This is a genomic window from Microcoleus sp. T2B6 (assembly GCF_036700475.1).
Classification (GTDB): Bacteria; Cyanobacteriota; Cyanobacteriia; order Cyanobacteriales; family Microcoleaceae; genus Microcoleus.
This window is the reverse complement of record NZ_JAUBOZ010000054.1, coordinates 1-19,586: the sequence shown is the minus strand read 5'-3', so window position 1 is coordinate 19,586 and position 19,586 is coordinate 1. Positions and strand designations below refer to the sequence as shown.

The window sequence follows — 19,586 nt, the reverse complement described above, 5'->3', positions numbered from 1 at the left end:
TGTGGCACGGGCATCTTGCCCGTGGAAGGGAACAGGCAAGATGCCTGTTCCACAAGATGAAAATTCATCTTTTGTGGGATGGAACAGGCAAGATGCCTGTTCCACAAGATGAAAATTCATCTTTTGTGGCACGGGCATCTTGCCCGTGGAAGGGAACAGGCAAGATGCCTGTTCCACAAGATGAAAATTCATCTTTTGTGGAAGGGAACAGGCAAGATGCCTGTTCCACAAGATGAAAATTCATTTCTTGTGGAACGGGCATCTTGCCCGTTCTTAAGAATAGTACAACATCTCAGATTCAATAAATATGGGTAGCAAAAAGACAAATAAAAGTGAACAAACCCTAGAAATTCATGCCGAAGCCATGCTGTCTGACTACATAACTGCTGTTACTTGGTCGCCGGATGGCAAAACTTTAGCAGTCTGTTCTGCGGCGGGGGAAGTGATGCTGGCGAAAGTAGGGGCAGTTAATGAATTGTCCTTGCAAACGCTACAAAGTGCTACGGAGAAATCAGCCGATTGCTTGTCTTTTTCCCGCGACAGTCAATTCCTAGCTGCTGGCGGACAAGATGGAAAAGTGCGAATTTGGCGCGTTAATTCTGGTGAATTAATTGCTGATTTGGATAACCAGCGCGTCTGGGTTGATAAGTTAGCTTGGAGTCCCAACTGCAACCAGTTAGCTTTCAGTATGGGCCGCTACGTTCAAGTCTGGAATGCTGAGGATAATGTTGTTGAAGTAACGCTGAATTTCGAGTCATCATCTATTCTCGATTTAGCATGGCATCCGATGGTTCAATATCTGGCAGTTAGCGGCTATCAAGGTGTCAAAGTTTGGCATGGTGAAGACTGGGACGAAGACCCGGAAATTTTATCAGTACCCTCTGCAACCGGTGCCGTTTCTTGGTCGCCACAAGGGGAATATTTAGCTTGCGGCAATATGGACAATACTCTAATTGTTAATGAATGGGGTAATTTTGAACCGTGGGTAATGCAGGGTTTTCCGGGGAAAGTTCGGCAGTTAGCTTGGTCGGATAAAACTAATTCCTTGGGGGCGCCTTTGTTAGCGGCTGCGAGTTCGGAAGGTATTTCAGTGTGGGAAAAACACGCTGATGAAAGTGTCGGTTGGGATTCTTGGGGGTTAGAAGTGCATGAAAAAGTTGTAAATGCGATCGCCTTTCAACCTACCACATTTTTATTAGCTTCTGCCGCCGCAGACGGTCAAGTTTGTTTGTGGGAGGAAGCAGAACAATTGCTGCAAATTCTAGAAGGCGCAGAGGGCGGTTTTTCCTGTCTCGCATGGCATCCCGAAGGCCAGTTTCTCGCCGCTGGCGGCTGTGGAGGCGAATTGCTGGTTTGGTCATAAATCTATGGGCGGCAAAGGGTTCGGGCGGCGCTAAGTTCGCATAAGCACCCGTTTGACCAAAACATAAACAATTGAAAACTTTAGGACTTACCCACGGGTATCCAGAAACCGGGTTTTTCGAGCGTCTACTTCGTTGCAGACTGCATCGAGTAAAAAACCCGGTTTCTAAGCGTCGAAGTGCATCCAGGAGTGTTATCCTCTCTTTCTTGTCAAAATCCCTTGACTGGGACTGAACAGCAAAGCTACTAAAAATAACCCAAAAACAACTAATACAATTGCCGCACCTGACGGCATATTCAAATAATAGCTTAGATACATACCGCTCACGCTAGCTGTAATCCCAATAATTGCTCCTAATCCCATCATTAAATGTAGCTCTTTTACCAACAAATACGCCGTGATTCCAGGCCCGATTAATAGGGAAATTACTAACAGCGCCCCCACAGTTTGCAAACTCGCAACAATCGTCAGCGTAATCGCCGAAATCATCCCCAAATAAATCCAGTTTACAGCCAAACCGCCGGCTTGCGCTCCCAACGGGTCAAAAGTATAGAATAGCAGTTCTTTATAAAATATTTTAACCGTCGCCAAAATAATCAAAGTAATGACAAAAGTCTGTTGCACGTCAGCCGGTGCAACTGATAAGATATTCCCAAACAAAAACCCGTCTAAATCTAATTTGGTTGTCCGCAATAGGCTAATCAGCGTGATGCTAATTGCTAAAAATGTAGACAAAATTAATGCCATAACTGCATCAATTTTCAGGCGCGATTGCGATTGTATCCAGGTCATTATTACCGCGCTGATAATTCCCGATATAAACGCGCCGATCGAAATATTGAAACCTAAAGAAAAAGCTACGGGCAATCCTGCTAATACTGAATGGGCAATCATGTCAACCATCATTCCCATTTGCTGTACAATTAAATAGGAGCCGACAACGGCGCAGAGAATTCCTAGCAAAATGCCGACGGCGATCGCATTTCGCATGAACTCGAATTGTAGCGGCTCAATTAGTAGGTTTAACATTGAATTAGGTCAATAATAGGATTTTTTTAACTACAATCAATTGCACAGGCGGGACGCCCGTGCCACAATCAAATGCACAGGCGAGACGCCCGTGCCACAATCAACTGCACAGGCAGGATGCCCGTGCCAAAATCAACTGCACAGGCAGGATGCCCGTGCCACAATCAACTGCACAGGCGAGACGCCCGTGCCACAATCAATTTTAAAGATAAATCTTTTTTTGCTTACGCTGAAACTAAACTTAAATCGTATCCATAGGCTTTTTGAATATTGGCGGTGGTGAGAACTTCTCGGCAGGAACCTGTTGCAATTAACTGCTTGTTGAGCAATAATAAATTGTCGTACTGTTTTAAACTTTCGCCTAAATCGTGGCTGATTACTAGCAATGTTTTATTTTGGGCTTTTAGTTCGGCAAAAATATCGAAAATAATTTCTTCGGTTGCTTTGTCGATCGCGTTAAAAGGTTCGTCGAAGAAGAATAAATCGGCTTGTTGGGCGATCGACCTTGCTAAGAAAATCCGCTGCTGCTGTCCGCCAGACAGTTCGCCAATTTGTCGATCGCGCAAATCCCACATTCCTACCCGCAGTAAAGCAGCTTTTACCAATTCTTGCGACTGCTTCGAGGGGCTGCGAAACCAACCAGTCTTGACGGTTCGCGCCATCATTACCGCATTCCACACAGTAATCGGATAATCCCAGTCAATTTGCGATCGCTGTGGCACATAAGCCACCCGCGATAACTGCTGCTTCAGCAACCGCCCCTGATATTTCACCAAACCCCGACAGGCCGGGATCAATCCCAGCATCGCTTTCACCATCGTGCTTTTCCCGGCGCCGTTGGGGCCGAACACACCGGTTAATTGTCCGGGATCTAACTGGAAATTCACGCTGTTGAGGGCCGAGATTCCTCGATAATTGACAGCTAAGTCTTGCACTTCTAACATAATCCGAGATTTTGAGAACGATTCTTGTTCGTAGCTACTAGAATAGGATAACTCGAAAAAGCAATAACGATTATCGTTCCAAAGGTGAAAATGTTAAAGAACTGGGCTGGAAAAAGCGGCAGATTGTGCGGTGTGGCTGTTTTGGCAATGGGCTGCGGACTGGTTGGCTGCAGTGGAGGGCAGAACGCAAGCAATGGGACGCCAGAGAGTCCGGCCGCGACTCAAACTCAAGCCAGTCCCGCCGCCAACTTGCCCAAAGTCGTCGCCACGACTGGCGTTATCTGCAACCTAACTAGAGAAATCGCTCAAAGTTCGATCGACACCACGTGTCTAATCAAGCCGGGAGACGACCCCCACGCCTATCAAACTAAGCCGGAAGACCGCAAAGCGATTGAAACGGGCAATCTGATTTTATACGGCGGCTATAACCACGAACCCAGCATCATTAAGTTAATTGAATCTAGCAGTAATTCCGCACCCAAAATCGCCGTCCACGAACTCGCGGTTCCCAAACCGCTGATGGGCAAAGACGACCACGAACACGGCGAAGAGAAAGGGGAAAACCAACCCCATGCAGAAGGCGAAAAAGTCCCTGACCCTCACGTTTGGCATAACCCTCAAAATGGCATTCGTATGGTAGAAACAATTCGGGATGAATTGAGCAAAGTTTCCCCCACCAATGCTCAACTTTTTACAAAAAATGCCGCCAGCTTAACAGATGAGTTGCAAAAAATAGATACTTGGATCAAAGCTCAAATTGCGACAATTCCAGCAGAAAAACGCAAGTTAGTAACAACTCACGATGCTCTGAGTTACTATGCCGATGCTTACGGTTTGGAGATTGCAGGAGCCTTGCAGGGGGTGACGACTGAAGAACAGCCCACCGCCGCAAGAATTGCCGAATTGTCGTCAGAAATTAAGACCGCAGGAGTGCCGACAATTTTTGCCGAAACTACAACTAATCCGAAGTTGATGGAGACTGTGGCGAGGGAGGCAAATGTCGAAATTTCGGACAAAGAACTTTACAGCGACGAGTTGGGCGCCCCTGGCACCGGTGCTGATACCTATCAGGGAATGCTGAAAACTAATACTTGCGCGATTATTTCTGGCCTCGGTGGCACTTGTACTTCCTTTGCCGGAGAAAATGCACCAAATCCCAAACCCTAGAATTTTCTAAAGTTCGCCTACTAGCAAGCACCTTACATTTGCTGGGTACGCAGCAAAACGCAGCGTTCGCAATCGCAGGGGTTTTCGATTGCAAACGCTGCGTTGGCTGCGATGACTTTAAGGTGAATGTGGCTCCTCGGTACTGGGGGGTTTTTGGCCAATTCCCAATTGTTTCTTAGAGGATTTTAAGTTTTTCCAAAGGGCCTTAATATCTTTATAGGCTTTCTCAGCGCTAATTTTCCCCCCTGTTTCCAGCGAGCAAATATAAGTTATTTTTTGAGCAAACTCCTGCAAGTTGGCATTAAACGCCAAGTTTTCTGGCGTGAAATCACCGTAGTAGCGATTGCGAGGATGTAAAAAATCTTCCCGCTCTTTCATTGCCCCCTCCTAATTAAACTTTTGGTATTCAACTTTTGGTTCGGTCTCTGCTGTTAATAGCACTATTTGTACTCAGTATCGCGGCGCTAACTTGCTTCTATTGTATTGCGTAAGTAGCAATTGTGCTTTTTCGCTCTGTATTTAGTCTATTAATGCAGTCTTAACCTTAAGTTAGCTTTATTTTAACTTTTCTTTAACCTAAAAGCAAAAAAATTGGGAAATGCGCGGTTCGCATCTCCCTTTAGAGATATTTGGCAGTGGGTGATTAACCTTTTCTGAAGCCGAATATTTATTTGTGGCACTCGCAGCCGGTGTGGCCGCAGCCTTGGCCGTTGGGATGCCCGTCAGCGCAAGCACTGGAACAGTATGTTTTGCCGTCTTTTTCAATGGCTTCGCTGGGGCTGACAACGCACGAACATGAAGGACAGGCACATTTTGTTTGGGTGGCGGTAGTCATTTTACATTGTCCTCGTGGGTTTGTTTTTGCATACTTATATATGAACACATATTCAGATATAAGTCAAGGGAATGTAAAAGTTTTGTTACAAAAGGTTTGCCGATCGCACTAAAATGAAAATCAGAATTAAAACTAGCCGGGAAAAGATGTCACCCAACTCTGCTGTTAATGGAGCGATAAGTCAGCCTCACGAACAAAACGATACACCAACGTGCGATCCATCGCACCTAGTTGACTGTTTGCGGGCCGGGGACATCCAAACACAGGTTCTCAACACCGCCAAAGCTCAGCGGATGGCTGAGTTTTTCAGTCTTTTGGGAGATGCGAATCGCCTGCGGCTGCTGTCGGTTTTGGCAAAACAAGAACTGTGCGTGTGTGACTTGGCTGCGGCGTTGAGTATGAGCGAGTCAGCAGTATCGCACCAGTTGCGGGCATTGCGGGCGATGCGGTTGGTCAGTTACCGCAAGGTTGGGAGACAAGTTTTTTATAGTTTACTCGATCGCCACGTTTTTGAACTTTACCAAGCAGTCGCCGAACACTTAGACGAAGCAGATTAAGCTTTTGGGCATTGGGGAGTGGGCATTGGTAATGGATTTAAAATTCTGTAGGGGCGGCTTTTACGAATAATCTCGGCCTAATACCAATAATCTCGTAAACCCGCCCTCACCAAACTCAATATCAATCTTGGACGGTGTGGCCCGTAGCAACAACCGCTTGTGTAATTGATTCTTCAGAAGCTTGAGCCTCAACCGTAACAGTCTTAGCTGCGACATCCACATTGACAGTAGCCTCGGAGTCAACAGTTTTGATGGCTTTGGTAATTGTATCACCGCAGCCGGAACAGACGATCGAGGGAACGTTAAGTAGTATTGCCATAATAAAAGCCAAATATTGTAGATGACAGTATTGATTGTGCTTTTATTTTAATCTAATTTCGCTTTCCAAGCAAAAGTGCGTCCGCATAAATTCTGACTCTACCAAAGCCAAGTCCTGCGGCGCCGACTAATGACTAATGATATTATGTCCGAGCGAGCGATTAAAGGGGCGGGTTTTTGAGATTGTTAATTATTGGCAGATATTGTTGGTGAACCCGCCCCTACCATATTAAATGATATCATGTCCGAGCGAGCAATTAAGGGGGCGGGTTTTTGAGATTGTTAATTATTGGCAGATATTGTTGGTGAACCCGCCCCTACCGTATTAGGGGTAATCGACCGGACATAATATGACTAATGAGTGATGACTAATGACTAATAACTAATGACTAATAACTAATGACTGATGACTAATGACTTAGTATCTGGTATGCAGCGGCCAACGGCGGCGGCTACAGGCCGCAAACTCGCAACTAAATCTACCATATCTGCTAAAGAAAGAGCTTGCCGCGCATCAGAAACCGATTTTTCTGGTTGCGGGTGACACTCAATAATCAATCCGTCTGCACCGCAAGCAACCGCTGCTTTGGCTAGGGGTGCGACTAATTCTCGCTTGCCGACGGCGTGAGAAGGGTCTACTATTACTGGCAAATGAGTTAACTGTTTCAGTGCTACGACTGCACCTAAATCTAATACGTTTCGGGTGTAATTGTCGAAGCTGCGGATGCCTCTTTCGCAGAGAACTACATGAGGATTTCCGTGACTGAGAATGTATTCGGCGGCCATCACAAATTCTTCGATTGTGGCTGATAAGCCGCGTTTTAGCAGGACTGGTTTTCCGGCTTGACCGATCGCCTTTAGTAACTCGAAGTTTTGCATATTCCGACTGCCTAATTGCAGCATATCAGCATAGGTGACAACTGGCTCGATTTGGGCGATCGACATTACCTCTGTCACCACGGGTAAACCGTAACGCCGGCTGACATCGGCTAAAATTTCCAGTCCCTCAATTCCCATGCCTTGGAAAGCATAGGGAGAAGTGCGGGGTTTGTAGACTCCGCCTCGCAAAGCTTGCACCGATGCGGCGGATAGTTGGCGGGCGACTGTTTCCATTTGTTGGGAACTTTCGACGGTACAGGGGCCGCCGATGATTAATAATTCTTGGCCGCCGACTGAGACTGTTTCTGAGAGTTTGACAATTGTTTGGTGTTCGGGATGAGATTTGGTTACGAGTTTGGCTTCTAACATGAGGGTATTTTCCTGGGAATTTAAGTGGGTGGTTGACAACAAAAAACCCGGAACTTTTAGGAGTTCCGGGTTGGTGCGAAAAGACAGCGCGACAATTTACCCAGAACTCTTGTTGGGCCAAAAATAAAAGCTGTAGTACCAGTTACTGAATAATGTCATTGCTGTTTTCGCGTGTACTCGATTGGTTGTTGGGAAAAGAAGTAGAAAAAACAAAACCGCAGGTGTTAATCTGCGGTTCGCCCGGATGTTCACAGTGAATTGCAAATTCACTCCGGGCGAACTTGGCTGTACCAAAAATAAAAATAGCTGTTGGCTGTGAACTTGGCTGTGAACATGGGTGAAGTGCTGCGATTTGTGGATTTAACACAATACTATTCGATAAGCTATCACAGACTGGTAGGAATGTCAAGCTATTTTGAGAAAAAGATTTGTAGGGGCGGGTTCACCAACAATCATCGTCAATAATCCACAATCTCGTAAACCCGCCCCCACCCAACGGTAAATCGATCTATACGTTTGGAGGATGGGATGAAATCAAGGTTCATGTAGGTTATTGGTGGGGAGGGGCGGGTTTATTTAGATTGTTTGTATTTGTGAGATATTGTTGGTAAAAACCGCCCCTACAATTGCCGAAATAATTAATCCGAGGGGCGGGTTTATTTAGATGGTTTGTATTTGTGAGATATTGTTGGTAAAAAGCGCCCCGACTATTTTGAGAAAAAGATTTGTAGGGGCGGGTTCACCAACAATCATCGTCAATAATCCACAATCTCGTAAACCCGCCCCCACCCAACGGTAAATCGATCTATACGTTTGGAGGATGAAATCAAGGTTCATGTAGGTTATTGGTGGGGTGGGGGCGGGTTTATTTAGATTGTTTGTATTTGTTAGATATTGTTTGTGAACCCGCCCCTACAATTGCCGAAATAATTAATCCCAGCCGAAGTCTCGATCGCACAATTGGGCTAGTCTTTGGTTGTGCGATCGAAAATATGCTCTCAATTGGTCGTATATTGTGTCGTTGATGGGGGGATATTGGGTGGCGTTGTATTTTTCGTAGGTTTGTAGTTGGTGCGGCGGTAATTCTAGAAATTCTAAGACGCTGTTGTATGTGCCGAAGGGATTGGTATATAAGTCTTCGCTTTTGAGGATTAAAAGTTGTGATTTGGGAAAAAGTTTCATCCAGGCTGGGAGTTGATCGGCGTATATGCCGCGGGTTAGATAACTGTGGTGTTGGTGTTCGTAACTGTAGTAGTTTGGGTTGGTTTGGAGTTTTTCTATTTCGCCTTTGAGTCTTTCGGGTTCGGAGGCGATCGCACTTTCTAATGATAGCGATTCGTAGCCTATTTTGATATAGTAATAATAGTGGGAGATTGCGCGTTCTACTGGGTTTCTCAGCAGGGCGATTATTTTTACTTTGGGACATAAATCATAAATTCGCTGGGGAACTTGGGGGTGACAGATGTAGTAGGGGCTGGCTTCTCCGGTTACTAGGTTTTCGCCTGTTTGGGGCTGGGGAAATTGGGCGTAGTACCAGTCTGGGCTTTTGTCGAAGTTCAAGTCGAAGTAATGGATTTCTTTTTGGGCGGCGGGGAGGATTTGGGGATGTTGGATTAGGTAATTGTACAGGGATGTTGTGCCGCCTTTTTGGGCGCCGATGATGATGAAGTCGGGGGGTTTGGAGGGTTGTTTCATGGGTGGGATGCTAGGTTTATATTTGGCACTTGTACTGACAGTGTTTCGGATTTGGCATTTGTACCGATAGTCCGCCGGGGGTTAAAAACCCCCGTCTCATAGCGCAAGTCCTTTGAAAAGGACTGAAGATGTATTTATATATAGCAATCCTAAATGATTATACTCGTTACCAGGCTCTGCCTGGTAACGCATATCCGGAGGCTCTGCCTCCATTGTCGCAGCCGAGGCAGAGCCTCGCTTACATCGGTTCCCAGGCAGAGCTTGGGAACCAGTTAATTTTATTGTGGGGTGGGCATCTTGCCCGCCCCTAAAAGGCTGATTGACTATGGTGCAACAGTTGAGATCGCACTTGGGGGCATTACGGCAATTCATCGCACTTGGGGGCATTACGGAAATTCATCGCCCAATTTATATTTGATCTGACATCTTGCAGCAATATCAATAAGAGGATTTTTCGTGGGGTGGGGCGGGTTTATAGAACCTATTTGCAAGCTTTAAGGCTGTTGGCGAACCCGCCCCTACGGCTAATTGAGAATGGTGCAATATCTCAGTTCGATCGCGCTGACAGGCATAACCACTCGATGGGCCGATGGTGATTGTAGATTCCGGTGGTTGCAGGCGCTAGCAAGGCGAACACATCAACAAAGGCCGCCAGACAAGGTCTGGGAAATACATGGGATACGCTCGCGATCGCTGTTTTTGGGCGATCGAATTCAGTCTTGGTCTGACCACTGACATTTCAATTTAACTAGATTAGAGTGGAGTAAGGAAGATCTAATCCCTGCGGGGCAAATCTTTCGCTGAAAAATATATTATCGGCGGCGATTTTGGTTGCGGGTTTGTGGGTTTTATTTTTCAGCCAAGGTACAGATTTAAATTTGTGCAAGAGGCTGATATGCAAGTTGCAAAAAATGGGAACAATAAAGATGGGATTGTACTGTCGAGCAGTCACTACCAGCAATACCATCTCTGAAATTATTCAGGAAGGCGTCAATGTTTAAGAGCAAATTATCCAAAATTATCGTATCCCTGCTGCGGCGGATTGCTGGTGTTACCAGATCCGGGGCTAAGCGGCTGATGAGAGCAATGCTGCAAACCCTGATGGCTATGGGCCGGAGGGCGAGACTGCCGGTGGCGGGGTTTGTGCTGCCGACGGTGACGATGGTGTTGCTGGTAGTGATTTTGTTGACTGTGGCGATTACGCTGCGATCGTTCGATCGGGCGAATACGGCGCGTAACGTGCGCGTGAACCAGCAGGTGCTGGCGGCCGCGACTCCGGCGATCGATCGGGCGAAAGCGAAAATTCAGTTCCTGCTGTGGGAAGACCCGCAAAGACCGACGGGTACTCCATCCGATCCAGAATTGTACGCCCGGATGGCGAATGCTACGGGTGCAGCTACGGATTTTTATAGCTTTGGAGACGAGGAACGTCTGGTACTCAGAGCAGACCTCGATCAAAACGGTACTGCTGATCCTGCTGCCGATCCTAAAGCCCCGATGGTAGACCCCATAACAGATGTAGAAAACGAAGCGATCAACACTGCGTGGAGATATCCCGTAGATACTAATAATGATGGATTCTTTGACACTTTTACTATTTACGGCATATTCTTCCGCAGTCCAAAACGCAGTAATGTTCTAGGCCCAACTTTAGGCAATTTCACCAGGGCCAGAAAGTCTGTGGAGGCCAGAACGCCACCCAGCTCGGCGAAAAGTCTCAATCCTGAATGTGTCCAGGGTGGAGGTACTGTCGCTAGTTTGGTAGGCGACTCAGGCTGGTACAGGATAGACGGCCAACTTAAAAAAAGTTTTTTTGTTGACACAGTTAATGTACCGATTACAGCCTCGGAAGCGAGCAGTTTGGGCGCTAAGTATAAACCGTTAACAGGAACTGCCAGTACATCGGCTCTCGAATACCAGCAAGACCAAAGCCGCATTCCCCTCGCTAATAACGCGGTAGTTTATGAAGACGACTTGGATATATCGCCAGGGCCTGAGTTGAATCTAAACGGGCGGATATTCACAAATAGTAATTTGTTGGTGACTAACTTAAGTGGGGGAAATAGGACACGATTCTATCAAGTTAGTAGCCCAGATTCTTGTTTTTATGAACAAGAAAATAGCAAAATTGTGGTGGGAGGCAATGTAGTTAATGGCTGGTCGGGCAATACCACTGGCGGACAAATTAATCCCGTGGGCGTGCATCTTTTCAAAAATGCCTCATCACTGACAGGTGATAGAAACGCAGCCATGCTAGGTGCGGCAAAAACTATTAGCGACGCAGCAGGTGCGGAATCCACCACCAATAGCAGTTTGGAGGTACTTTACAACAATGGTGCCTATACTGCTCGCCTCTCTTCGCTAGTGGCAGCACAGATGGCCAAAGTCGATACTACCGACCCATTTTCGGTGCAAAATAGACCAGCCACCCAAACCCGGGAACAAGCGCTGGAAGAATATTTTAAACAGATGCTCCGCAAGGTTCCCTTTAAAGAAGTAGGACCTGTAGGAGTAGGACTTACGCAGGCAAACGCATCGGACACATACGGCCCCGCACCAAAAACGCTGCCTATAGATGGAAGCCTGGACACTCTGCGACCTTTAGAACCTTTAGACGCTTTCAAATGGAGCAACTCGGACGCTACAAGCCCGATCGCACTAAAAGCAGATCAGCTAGGAACAACAACACCAACAGCAGATGGCTCACCGCTACCTGAAGAACTATTGCTGGGCGATCGTGTGATTGCGGGTAACAACCTACCAGCCAAGAGATGGGACAACAGCAAAAATCAATTTACGAGTGAGCCAGACCCAATCCCAGGCAAGTGGAATTCTAGCGACACCAGTGGCATTCCACGTACCAGATCGCCCCAGGTAACAAAGCTGGCCGACGTAGGAGCCACAGATCGCAGCGGTTTCTGGGAAGGAGCAGCAGCGGAAATACCTAAAAATCCTCTGGATGGCGAGGGCGGTCTTCGGGTGATCACCAGTGCAGGAGTTTACGAACGCACCAATTCTTTTCTGCCACCCCCTACTTGGATAAATCCCTTAGATGGTACGTTATTGGGAAATGGCGCAACTGATGCTTACGACGATCCAAAAACTACAGGTGCTGCTGTTGAGAAATACCCTGTTGTTTGGCCGGACTCGATGCCGATGTCACCTCTGGGGGCAGGGTCTAAAGTTTATGACAATAGTGGTGGTGGCGCTTATGATCCTGCAAAATGGGTTCCTCGCCCCGCAACGCTCGTACTACCAGTAACAGGATCTACTACCATTGACCCCAGAACTCCCAAGTATGCTAAGGGCGATTTACGGATGCGGGCGACAGCAGTCTATCACTACAAAAAAGACGGTGGCTACAATCCAAATTTAAACCCAATAAACCTCAATAGCGTTAAGCCATTTGCCTGCGTCAGCAGCTACTACGACCCCAGCAACGCTTCCACAGCCAAAAATTTATCTACACTTCCTGATGTAAGCGGTCAGAACGCAACCCTAAACCCACCCGCATTAGGGACTCCCGGAACTCAAATTGGTTCCCACAATGGAGTAGTCTACGGCCGACCGACTGATAAGACACAAGACCCAAAATCAACTGCAAGTACAGCTCCGGCTACACGGGGTTTGTTAGGCGGGGGTTCGCCAACTGCTTTAGAAAGGCAAGCCAATTACGTTTTTCCTGACGGTAGGTTTGCCAACGAGCCTTTGAGAAACGCACTATTGAAAGAACCGGGCGATCGCACTCTGGCTGACAGAGCAGCGATAGACTCTACCATGTGTGCATTAGGGATTATAGCCAGCTCCCCCTTACCAGTCAGTTCTGATATTCCTCCCGGAGCTATCCAAGAAGTAGCATTTTTGAATGCCAGAGAAGTCAAGGCGATCGATCGTGACAACGAGACTACTCCCAACGTCAACGAAGCCTTTACGCTGAGCAGTCCCCTAACAACTATTGGAACAGCAAAACCAGCAAATCTAACAGGCTATTACAACCAGCCCTTAGAAGAACGTCAACCCTTAGAAATTCGCGCCACTCAGATAAACCTCGATCTATTGCGGAGAAACTCCATTGGAGGAGAGCCTTTACTGCCATACAGCGGCATTATATATGCCAGCCGAGATGATGCGCTGCCCGATCGTAGTAAGAGAGACTTAGATGAAAGTATTAGTGCCAGAGTTAGCCCTAGTGACTCCTTACTAGACCCGACTCGCAAGCCTAACGGAATTCTGCTGGTTAATGGTCGCGAACTCGCCAGAATTCCCAGTCTTCCTCCCACTATTGCCAATGTAGTTATGGAAAAAGGGCTGACTTTGGCATCTAATTTGCCCGTTTACATCAAAGGCGAATTTAACCTTCACACCGAACACGAGTTTAAAGCTCCTTCCCAAGCAGAGTTTAAAACTCTTGCTGATTGGGACAAGTTTTACACTCGCAAAAAAGACGACCTCAATAAGAACTTTGCCTGTCGCCCAAACGACCCCAGACTAAATGGTAAATGTAATACCGGCGATAATTGGCGTCCCGCAAACATACTGGCAGATGCTGTCACCCTGCTTTCAACAAATTACCGTTTTGGCTTCCGCAACGAGGGAGATTTTGACCTCAGAAACAATGCCGGCGCTGCTGCTGTATTACCTCGCAGACAGCAAGGATTTTTTAACAACAACTTTGTTACTAACGGACTTTCCAGCGGGGCGTTTTTAGCTAACGGAAATTTAAAGGCAGCTGCAGATCCGATAACGGTGACAGACGCTAACTATGTGACTTCAAATCCCAAGCCGCTCTGGAGTTCCTACTTCAACAACTTTGTCACCCCCGTCCAGCGCCGGGGGCCTTTCCCAGAGTATGTAATGGAAGTTTGTACAAAACTGCCAGTTTCTGCGTGTACGGATGAAGACTGGTACGTTAATCCAGCATTGGCGAACCCATCCACACCAGCAGCAGGTAAGGCAAAAGATGGTGATTCATACACAGCCGCTGCTTATCCAGCGGGAACAACTGCAATTCCGCCAGCGCCAGAATTGCAGCGCTTCCCCCGCCGCGTAGCTTTTGAGAGAAACACTACTGCTACACCTTTCCCTCTGACAAGCCTAACAGAGCCAAAGCCTTTGGCGATTACTGCAGGAAACACAATCCAAGCAGGTGTCGTCGGCCGTATAGGAACTAACGCTCTTTGGTTTGCAGCCAAGAGTGGGACTAATGTGGCTTACAATGCTACCGATATTCCGTTTCATGTCAACACCAGCGCTACCGCTGCAGGCACTACAGACGGCAGCAAAGTACCTCTACCGGCTATCGCCACAGAAAGCAAACTTAGTCCATTACAGGGATCGCAGCCGCTATTGATGCCAGTTCCGCAGCTCATGAGTGCAACAGCCGCCACCCCAGGTACTCCACGAGGTACTGCTGCTGCAGACACAACAGGGTGGATATCCGTGGCTGGAGAGACTACATTCAATATGATTGTTGGAGCAGGTGACACTCCCTCAAGGACGCTCAACTCTACCTCGGGTGACTTTAACGGCGGTTTGCAAAACTTGCCCCGATTCTTGGAACTCTGGCGCCAAGGAACTTCAGCTCCAATTTCTAATAACATCCAAGGGTCTTTCATCCAGCTAAACCGTAGCGCCTTTAATACCGCACCTTATGTGCCAACTATGCCAACGGGCTATCCGTCAGCATCGGCTGATAGGCTAAAAACTGTGTTCGCCCAATCATCTACTCCTACTACAGATCCTACTGCTCCTACTGGTACTAATTCACTAATAACTGTATACAACATATCAGGTAATCAGATTCCATACTTCAGCCCGCCCACCCGGAACTGGGGTTATGACGTGGGCTTGCTATCTCAGCCGCCTGATTTGTTTACCCAAAAGTTCACAACCCCTCCCTCACGACGAACCCCGGACGAGTATTTCCGGGAAGTACCTCGCAATGACGATTGGGTAAAAACTTTGATGTGTTCTACCTTAGAAAAGGACAAAAAGAACGCCACCGAAACCCTCTCAACTGCCGAGCGAGCTAAATGCTCCACTTAACCCTCTAATTACTTTCCGCCGCGCAATTACTGGAGTCCTACTTATGAATAAGCGACAACAACAGCAAAATTTACCCCATTCGCAAGATGGTGGCTACACGATTATCGAGTCGTTAGTAGCGATGATTGTAGTCTCGGTGCTGATGATTGCGATCGCCCCTGTGATGGCTTACTCAGTAGCGACTCGCGTACAAGCGCGGCGGATTGAACTTGCTACGATGGCGGCGAGAACTTACATCGACGCTCTGAGAGTGGGGGCAATCAGAGATGATACAAAAAGCCCAGAAGGTTTTCCTTCTAATACTCCTACCGCTCCTACAGACCCTGCTCAGTTGTACTGCGTTAACTTAGATGAAACGCCAGGTTGTGCTGGGAGCAAAGAATTTTTGGTTCAAGGTGTTTGGCGAAATCCAGCTAATCCGACAGATCCGACAACAACAGGCTACGAGCTGACTGTGCGGGTTTACCGGGCCGATGCTTTTTCTTCTTCAGGCGCGCTGACAACTACACAGCAATCAGTCGCTAATTCCGGTCTTGGCAATCCTAAAGCGCCTTTGGTGGTAATGCAAACAGAGATTCCCCCTACTACACAAGGAGCGGCGTCTCCATATCGATCGTTGTGTGATCGACTCAAGAACACCACTGGCTGTAAGTAATAATCAAAGTCCCTGTTATCAAATTTAAAATCGCTCCCCCCATTTGGCAAAGGAAACAGTCAAAATGAAAACTTTACTCAGGTTGCTTCTCAAAAGTCAGCACCAGCGAAACCGCTCTGGGCTAGCTCCAACAGACAAGGGTATGACTCTCGTTGAGCTATTAGTCGGAGCAATTATGGCATTTTTAATCATTACACCGATGCTCGGTTTTGTAGTCGATATGCTGAATACCGACAGGAGAGAACAAGTCAAGTCAAATACCGAGCAAGACCTTCAGGCGGCCGTTGATTTCATCGCCCAAGATTTGAGCCAAGCTATTTATATTTACGATAATAAGGCTATTAATGTAGGAACTGTGGCTACTCCGGCTATCAGAGATCAACTTCCAGAGAAGGGAAATCCTAATAGAGTTCCGATTCTCGTATTCTGGAAGCGACAGCTAATTAAAAACTCGATTCCAGTTGATGCTTCTACTCTAAAACCAAAAGATTGCAGCCCTAATACATGCAACGACACTTACCTAAGATCATTAGTTGCTTACTACCAGTTTAAAGACACGGACAATACTTGGTGTCAGCCTTCAGGAAACGGAAACGATTGTCCTACCCGTATTGCCCGCTATGAAATTACGGATGGAGTCAAAAACCCTTTAACTCAGGCATACTATGATGATAGTGAAACTACAAATGAGCAAAGAAAAAATTCAGCTTTTAATGAAAAGTTTGACTTTAGTAAGCCCACAATAGATGTGACGATGAGAGCCGGTTTTCCAGATCCTCAAGTATTGGTTAATTATATCGACCACAGTACCGCTAATGTTCCACAACCGCCAGATTGCAAAAATGCTCTGGGCGTCGTAGATCCAACAGCAGCAGGATCAACTCCTATCAACGCCGCAGATTTACTAATAACAGACGGCTCAACCCACAGCTTCTACGCTTGTGTAGATACATCTAAAAACTTAGCTAGAGTTACTATCAGAGGAAACAGCCTGCGTCGCCTTCAAGCCAACGATACTGTTTACAAAGCCAACAAATCTGCATTTTTCCCAACAGCAACCGTTCAAGTACAAGGTCTCGGTGCAGTAGGAAAATAACAGAGATCTAAAACAAATTTCCGAATAGCGCGAGTAGCAGATAAAACAGGAGAATAAAATGAAAACCCCAATATTATTAAAAGTTTTGCAGATTTCTGCAGCAAAAGCAAACCCTAATTACAAAAATACTGCATCCAGAAAGGGCGATCAGGGATTCACCCTTCTAGAAGTGCTCGTGATAGCGTTAATCATAGGTATATTAAGCTCGATCGCCGCTCCAAGCTGGCTGGCATTTATCAACAGACAAAGAGTTCGCACTGTGAACGATCGAGTCCTCCAAACCTTGCGAACTGCACAAAGCGAAGCTAAGCGAAGTAAGCGCGATGTCACAGTTACATTTTATACCTCATCTTCTACCCCCATATCTGCAGATCCGCCAAGAGTTGAGATCGATACCAATCCAGCAGAACCCGATCCGTTAAAAAAAGAAATCCGAAAAGAAACTTTCAGTAGCGGAGGCGAAATCAAACCCCGCACTATTGCGATTTTAACTAATGCAACTGCTTATACTGATGGTTATGCTGTTCCTGCAAACTCGATCGTTTTTGACTATAAGGGAAACGTGAAACAACTTCCATTAGATTCAAACAATAATAGGCGATTGGTAGTTTCAGTTGCTCCATTTGATACATCTGTTCCATCTGGGTTTGGGCCTAATACCAAAGGCAAACAGTGCGTGATTGTGGAAACTATCCTAGGAGGAATGCGAACTGCTGAGGGAGAATACAATTCTTCTACAAAAGAGGGTTGCCCGTAGCCCCGCAGATATTTTTAAATCTCTAACAGCAATTCCGCATAAATGCAGAATTGCTAAAAAATATTAACTTAAATTATTTTATATTTCAAATCCTATTAAAACAGTCAAAAAATGCAGCTAGAACTAAAACAAATAATCATCCAGCCAGGAAATCAACTATTACTCAAAGACATAACCTGGCCGATGTTTGAAACCCTACTAACAGAATTGGGAGAAAGTCGCGCATCCCGACTTTCATACAGCAAAGGAACATTAGAAATCATGGTTCCCCTACCCGAACACGAAGTTGGTAAAGTCCTGATTGGTAACTTAGTCGAAGCACTACTCGAAGAACTTGGTATGGAATTTTGGTCTCTAGGTTCCACCACATTCAAAAATCAAAAAATGGCTCAAGGAGTAGAACCAGATACCTGTTTCTACATCCAAAACGAAGCCGCAGTCAGAGGCAAAAACCGCATCGACTTAGAAACAGACCCACCTCCCGATTTAGCCATAGAAATCGACCTCACCTCCCGCACTCAGTTCAACAACTACGAAGCATTAGGAGTACCCGAATTGTGGCGCTACAACGGCCACAACCTGCAAATCAGCGTACTGCAAAATGGAAAATACATACAGGGCGATCGTAGTCTCCAGTTTCCCAACTTCCCCATCACCGAGCTCATCCCCCAATACTTAGAACAAAGCAAAACAGCCGGCAGAAACGTCGCCATGAAAGCCTTTCGATATTGGGTGAAAACGCAAATTTAGCAGGGCGATGACAAATTTGCCGGTGATTATAGTAGGGGCGGGTTCACCCTAATATTCAACACAAATCCCAAATCCCATAAACCCGCCCCCACCGGACATGATATTAGGGGTAATCGACCGAAGATGATATCATGTTATGTGCGATCGAACGATTAAAAGGGCGGGTTTTCGAGATAGTCAATTATTGGCAGATATTGTTAGTGAACCCGCCCCTACCGTATGAGGGGTAATCGACCGGAGATGATAGAAATCATAACTGCTTAACTAACCAAGCGATCGCCCCTGCAACATCAGCAACCTGCTCAACATCCGCAATCGGCGGCCGCTGCACCATCACCACCGGAATTCCCAGTTCCCTAGCCGCCACAATTTTCGCATAAGTAGCACCGCCCCCGCTGTTTTTACTAACAATTGTATCAATCTGATATTCTAATAGTAATTGGCGCTCGTCTTCCAAAGAAAAAGGCCCCCTTGCTAATAACAATTTACCATTAGGAATAGGAGAATTGAGTGCCGGAGGATCGATCGCCCGCATCAAAAACCAAATAGCATCCAAACCAGCAAAAGCAGCCAATTCCTGCCTACCAATCGTCAGAAACACCCGCTGAGACTGCCCTAATAAAGCCCTTGCAGCCTCCGAGTGGCCCGCAACATCAATCCAGCGATCGCCCTCCACCCTCTCCCAAGCAGGACGCACCAGCATCAAAAAGGGCACATTACATTCAGCAGCAGCAACAGCAGCATTAGCAGAAATCCGAGCCGCAAACGGATGAGTAGCATCGATTAAGAAGTCGATCGGGCGATCCTCTCCTAGGGCTCCGCGATCGAGCAAAAACGCCGCCAGCCCAGCCGCCCCACCAAACCCCCCAATTCGCACCGTACCCGTTTTTGGGGTAAAAGGCTGTTGAGTGCGTCCTGCTAGCGAAGATACCACCTCTATTTCAGCAATTTGAGACGCTCTCACCGCCAGTTCCGCAGCATCCCCCGTCCCCCCCAAAATTAGCAACCGTTTTTTCACCAAATTACCCCTCATACCAATTTAATGTGAACTTGCACATATCTCGATCCCCCTAAATCCCCCTGATTGTTGGGGAGTAGGGGTTGACTTTGAGAAGAATCTTGTCCCC

At 46.8% G+C, this 19,586-nt stretch carries 18 protein-coding genes; 10 read left to right on the top strand and 8 right to left on the bottom strand.

The window, feature by feature from the left end; all coding sequences use genetic code 11:
- Nucleotides 1-92: 92 nt before the first annotated feature.
- Together QUA00_RS21900 and QUA00_RS21895 are read left to right on the top strand one after the other, a co-directional pair.
- Nucleotides 93-236, top strand: coding sequence for a hypothetical protein (locus QUA00_RS21900; RefSeq protein ID WP_333411108.1), 144 nt, complete (start codon nt 93-95; stop codon nt 234-236).
- A gap of 71 nt (nt 237-307) precedes the next feature.
- On the top strand, nt 308-1,363 hold the full coding sequence (locus tag QUA00_RS21895) for a WD40 repeat domain-containing protein (RefSeq protein WP_333143493.1): 1,056 nt from the start codon (nt 308-310) through the stop codon (nt 1,361-1,363).
- 192 nt (nt 1,364-1,555) lie between these two features.
- Here the strand turns inward: QUA00_RS21895 and QUA00_RS21890 are convergent, their stop codons facing one another.
- Nucleotides 1,556-2,392, bottom strand: a complete 837-nt coding sequence (locus tag QUA00_RS21890) for a metal ABC transporter permease (protein ID WP_333411107.1) — start codon at nt 2,390-2,392, stop codon at nt 1,556-1,558.
- A 224-nt stretch (nt 2,393-2,616) separates the two neighbouring features.
- Complete coding sequence (locus QUA00_RS21885) at nt 2,617-3,336, bottom strand: metal ABC transporter ATP-binding protein (protein ID WP_333411106.1); 720 nt, start codon at nt 3,334-3,336, stop codon at nt 2,617-2,619.
- 90 nt (nt 3,337-3,426) lie between these two features.
- Between QUA00_RS21885 and QUA00_RS21880 the strand changes: the two genes are divergently transcribed.
- Complete coding sequence (locus tag QUA00_RS21880; protein WP_333411105.1) at nt 3,427-4,503, top strand: metal ABC transporter solute-binding protein, Zn/Mn family; 1,077 nt, start codon at nt 3,427-3,429, stop codon at nt 4,501-4,503.
- Nucleotides 4,504-4,620: 117 nt separating this feature from the next.
- On the opposite strand, the gene QUA00_RS21875 is transcribed toward QUA00_RS21880, so the two are convergent.
- Nucleotides 4,621-4,881: a DUF7219 family protein gene (locus QUA00_RS21875; protein ID WP_333411104.1), complete on the bottom strand. Its 261-nt coding sequence runs from the start codon at nt 4,879-4,881 to the stop codon at nt 4,621-4,623.
- Between the two features lie 289 nt (nt 4,882-5,170).
- Entirely contained in the window at nt 5,171-5,338 is a 168-nt protein-coding gene (locus tag QUA00_RS21870; RefSeq protein WP_333081421.1) for a metallothionein, read from the bottom strand.
- A gap of 146 nt (nt 5,339-5,484) precedes the next feature.
- On the opposite strand from QUA00_RS21870, the gene QUA00_RS21865 reads away from it, so the two are divergent.
- Nucleotides 5,485-5,895 carry a metalloregulator ArsR/SmtB family transcription factor gene (locus QUA00_RS21865; RefSeq protein WP_333411103.1) on the top strand — a complete coding sequence of 137 codons (411 nt, stop codon included), beginning with the start codon at nt 5,485-5,487 and terminating at the stop codon, nt 5,893-5,895.
- A 121-nt stretch (nt 5,896-6,016) separates the two neighbouring features.
- Here QUA00_RS21865 and QUA00_RS21860 read toward each other — a convergent pair whose 3' ends face one another.
- The 3 genes from QUA00_RS21860 to QUA00_RS21850 form a co-directional block, all read right to left on the bottom strand.
- Nucleotides 6,017-6,214 (bottom strand): heavy-metal-associated domain-containing protein, encoded by a 198-nt coding sequence (locus tag QUA00_RS21860; RefSeq protein ID WP_333107044.1) that lies wholly within the window; start codon nt 6,212-6,214, stop codon nt 6,017-6,019.
- Nucleotides 6,215-6,609: 395 nt separating this feature from the next.
- Nucleotides 6,610-7,461: a 3-deoxy-7-phosphoheptulonate synthase gene (gene aroF, locus QUA00_RS21855; RefSeq protein WP_333411102.1), complete on the bottom strand. Its 852-nt coding sequence runs from the start codon at nt 7,459-7,461 to the stop codon at nt 6,610-6,612.
- A 930-nt stretch (nt 7,462-8,391) separates the two neighbouring features.
- Nucleotides 8,392-9,156 (bottom strand): sulfotransferase domain-containing protein, encoded by a 765-nt coding sequence (locus tag QUA00_RS21850; protein WP_333411101.1) that lies wholly within the window; start codon nt 9,154-9,156, stop codon nt 8,392-8,394.
- A gap of 534 nt (nt 9,157-9,690) precedes the next feature.
- Between QUA00_RS21850 and QUA00_RS21845 the strand changes: the two genes are divergently transcribed.
- From QUA00_RS21845 to QUA00_RS21820, 6 genes are all read left to right on the top strand, one after another.
- Nucleotides 9,691-9,891: a hypothetical protein gene (locus QUA00_RS21845; RefSeq protein ID WP_333411100.1), complete on the top strand. Its 201-nt coding sequence runs from the start codon at nt 9,691-9,693 to the stop codon at nt 9,889-9,891.
- 258 nt (nt 9,892-10,149) lie between these two features.
- Entirely contained in the window at nt 10,150-15,201 is a 5,052-nt protein-coding gene (hpsA, locus tag QUA00_RS21840; protein ID WP_333411099.1) for a hormogonium polysaccharide biosynthesis protein HpsA, read from the top strand.
- A 43-nt stretch (nt 15,202-15,244) separates the two neighbouring features.
- Nucleotides 15,245-15,856, top strand: a complete 612-nt coding sequence (locus QUA00_RS21835) for a prepilin-type N-terminal cleavage/methylation domain-containing protein (RefSeq protein WP_333411098.1) — start codon at nt 15,245-15,247, stop codon at nt 15,854-15,856.
- 64 nt (nt 15,857-15,920) lie between these two features.
- The gene (gene hpsC, locus QUA00_RS21830; protein ID WP_333411097.1) at nt 15,921-16,952 is read left to right on the top strand and encodes a hormogonium polysaccharide secretion pseudopilin HpsC; all 1,032 of its coding nucleotides are present in this window, start codon (nt 15,921-15,923) and stop codon (nt 16,950-16,952) included.
- 58 nt (nt 16,953-17,010) lie between these two features.
- Complete coding sequence (locus QUA00_RS21825) at nt 17,011-17,709, top strand: type II secretion system protein (protein WP_333411096.1); 699 nt, start codon at nt 17,011-17,013, stop codon at nt 17,707-17,709.
- 111 nt (nt 17,710-17,820) lie between these two features.
- On the top strand, nt 17,821-18,459 hold the full coding sequence (locus QUA00_RS21820; RefSeq protein ID WP_333411095.1) for a Uma2 family endonuclease: 639 nt from the start codon (nt 17,821-17,823) through the stop codon (nt 18,457-18,459).
- A gap of 250 nt (nt 18,460-18,709) precedes the next feature.
- Here the strand turns inward: QUA00_RS21820 and QUA00_RS21815 are convergent, their stop codons facing one another.
- A complete protein-coding gene (locus tag QUA00_RS21815) occupies nt 18,710-19,492 on the bottom strand; it encodes a cobalt-precorrin-6A reductase (protein WP_333411094.1) in 783 nt (260 codons plus the stop codon).
- Between the last annotated feature and the right edge of the window lie 94 nt (nt 19,493-19,586).

Coding starts and splice junctions, on each gene's coding strand:
- QUA00_RS21900 (WP_333411108.1), top strand. CDS start 93: ATGCCTGTTCCACAAGATGAAAATTCATCTTTTGTGGCACGGGCATCT.
- QUA00_RS21895 (WP_333143493.1), top strand. CDS start 308: ATGGGTAGCAAAAAGACAAATAAAAGTGAACAAACCCTAGAAATTCAT.
- QUA00_RS21890 (WP_333411107.1), bottom strand. CDS start 2,392: ATGTTAAACCTACTAATTGAGCCGCTACAATTCGAGTTCATGCGAAAT.
- QUA00_RS21885 (WP_333411106.1), bottom strand. CDS start 3,336: ATGTTAGAAGTGCAAGACTTAGCTGTCAATTATCGAGGAATCTCGGCC.
- QUA00_RS21880 (WP_333411105.1), top strand. CDS start 3,427: ATGTTAAAGAACTGGGCTGGAAAAAGCGGCAGATTGTGCGGTGTGGCT.
- QUA00_RS21875 (WP_333411104.1), bottom strand. CDS start 4,881: ATGAAAGAGCGGGAAGATTTTTTACATCCTCGCAATCGCTACTACGGT.
- QUA00_RS21870 (WP_333081421.1), bottom strand. CDS start 5,338: ATGACTACCGCCACCCAAACAAAATGTGCCTGTCCTTCATGTTCGTGC.
- QUA00_RS21865 (WP_333411103.1), top strand. CDS start 5,485: ATGTCACCCAACTCTGCTGTTAATGGAGCGATAAGTCAGCCTCACGAA.
- QUA00_RS21860 (WP_333107044.1), bottom strand. CDS start 6,214: ATGGCAATACTACTTAACGTTCCCTCGATCGTCTGTTCCGGCTGCGGT.
- aroF (WP_333411102.1), bottom strand. CDS start 7,461: ATGTTAGAAGCCAAACTCGTAACCAAATCTCATCCCGAACACCAAACA.
- QUA00_RS21850 (WP_333411101.1), bottom strand. CDS start 9,156: ATGAAACAACCCTCCAAACCCCCCGACTTCATCATCATCGGCGCCCAA.
- QUA00_RS21845 (WP_333411100.1), top strand. CDS start 9,691: ATGGTGCAATATCTCAGTTCGATCGCGCTGACAGGCATAACCACTCGA.
- hpsA (WP_333411099.1), top strand. CDS start 10,150: ATGTTTAAGAGCAAATTATCCAAAATTATCGTATCCCTGCTGCGGCGG.
- QUA00_RS21835 (WP_333411098.1), top strand. CDS start 15,245: ATGAATAAGCGACAACAACAGCAAAATTTACCCCATTCGCAAGATGGT.
- hpsC (WP_333411097.1), top strand. CDS start 15,921: ATGAAAACTTTACTCAGGTTGCTTCTCAAAAGTCAGCACCAGCGAAAC.
- QUA00_RS21825 (WP_333411096.1), top strand. CDS start 17,011: ATGAAAACCCCAATATTATTAAAAGTTTTGCAGATTTCTGCAGCAAAA.
- QUA00_RS21820 (WP_333411095.1), top strand. CDS start 17,821: ATGCAGCTAGAACTAAAACAAATAATCATCCAGCCAGGAAATCAACTA.
- QUA00_RS21815 (WP_333411094.1), bottom strand. CDS start 19,492: ATGAGGGGTAATTTGGTGAAAAAACGGTTGCTAATTTTGGGGGGGACG.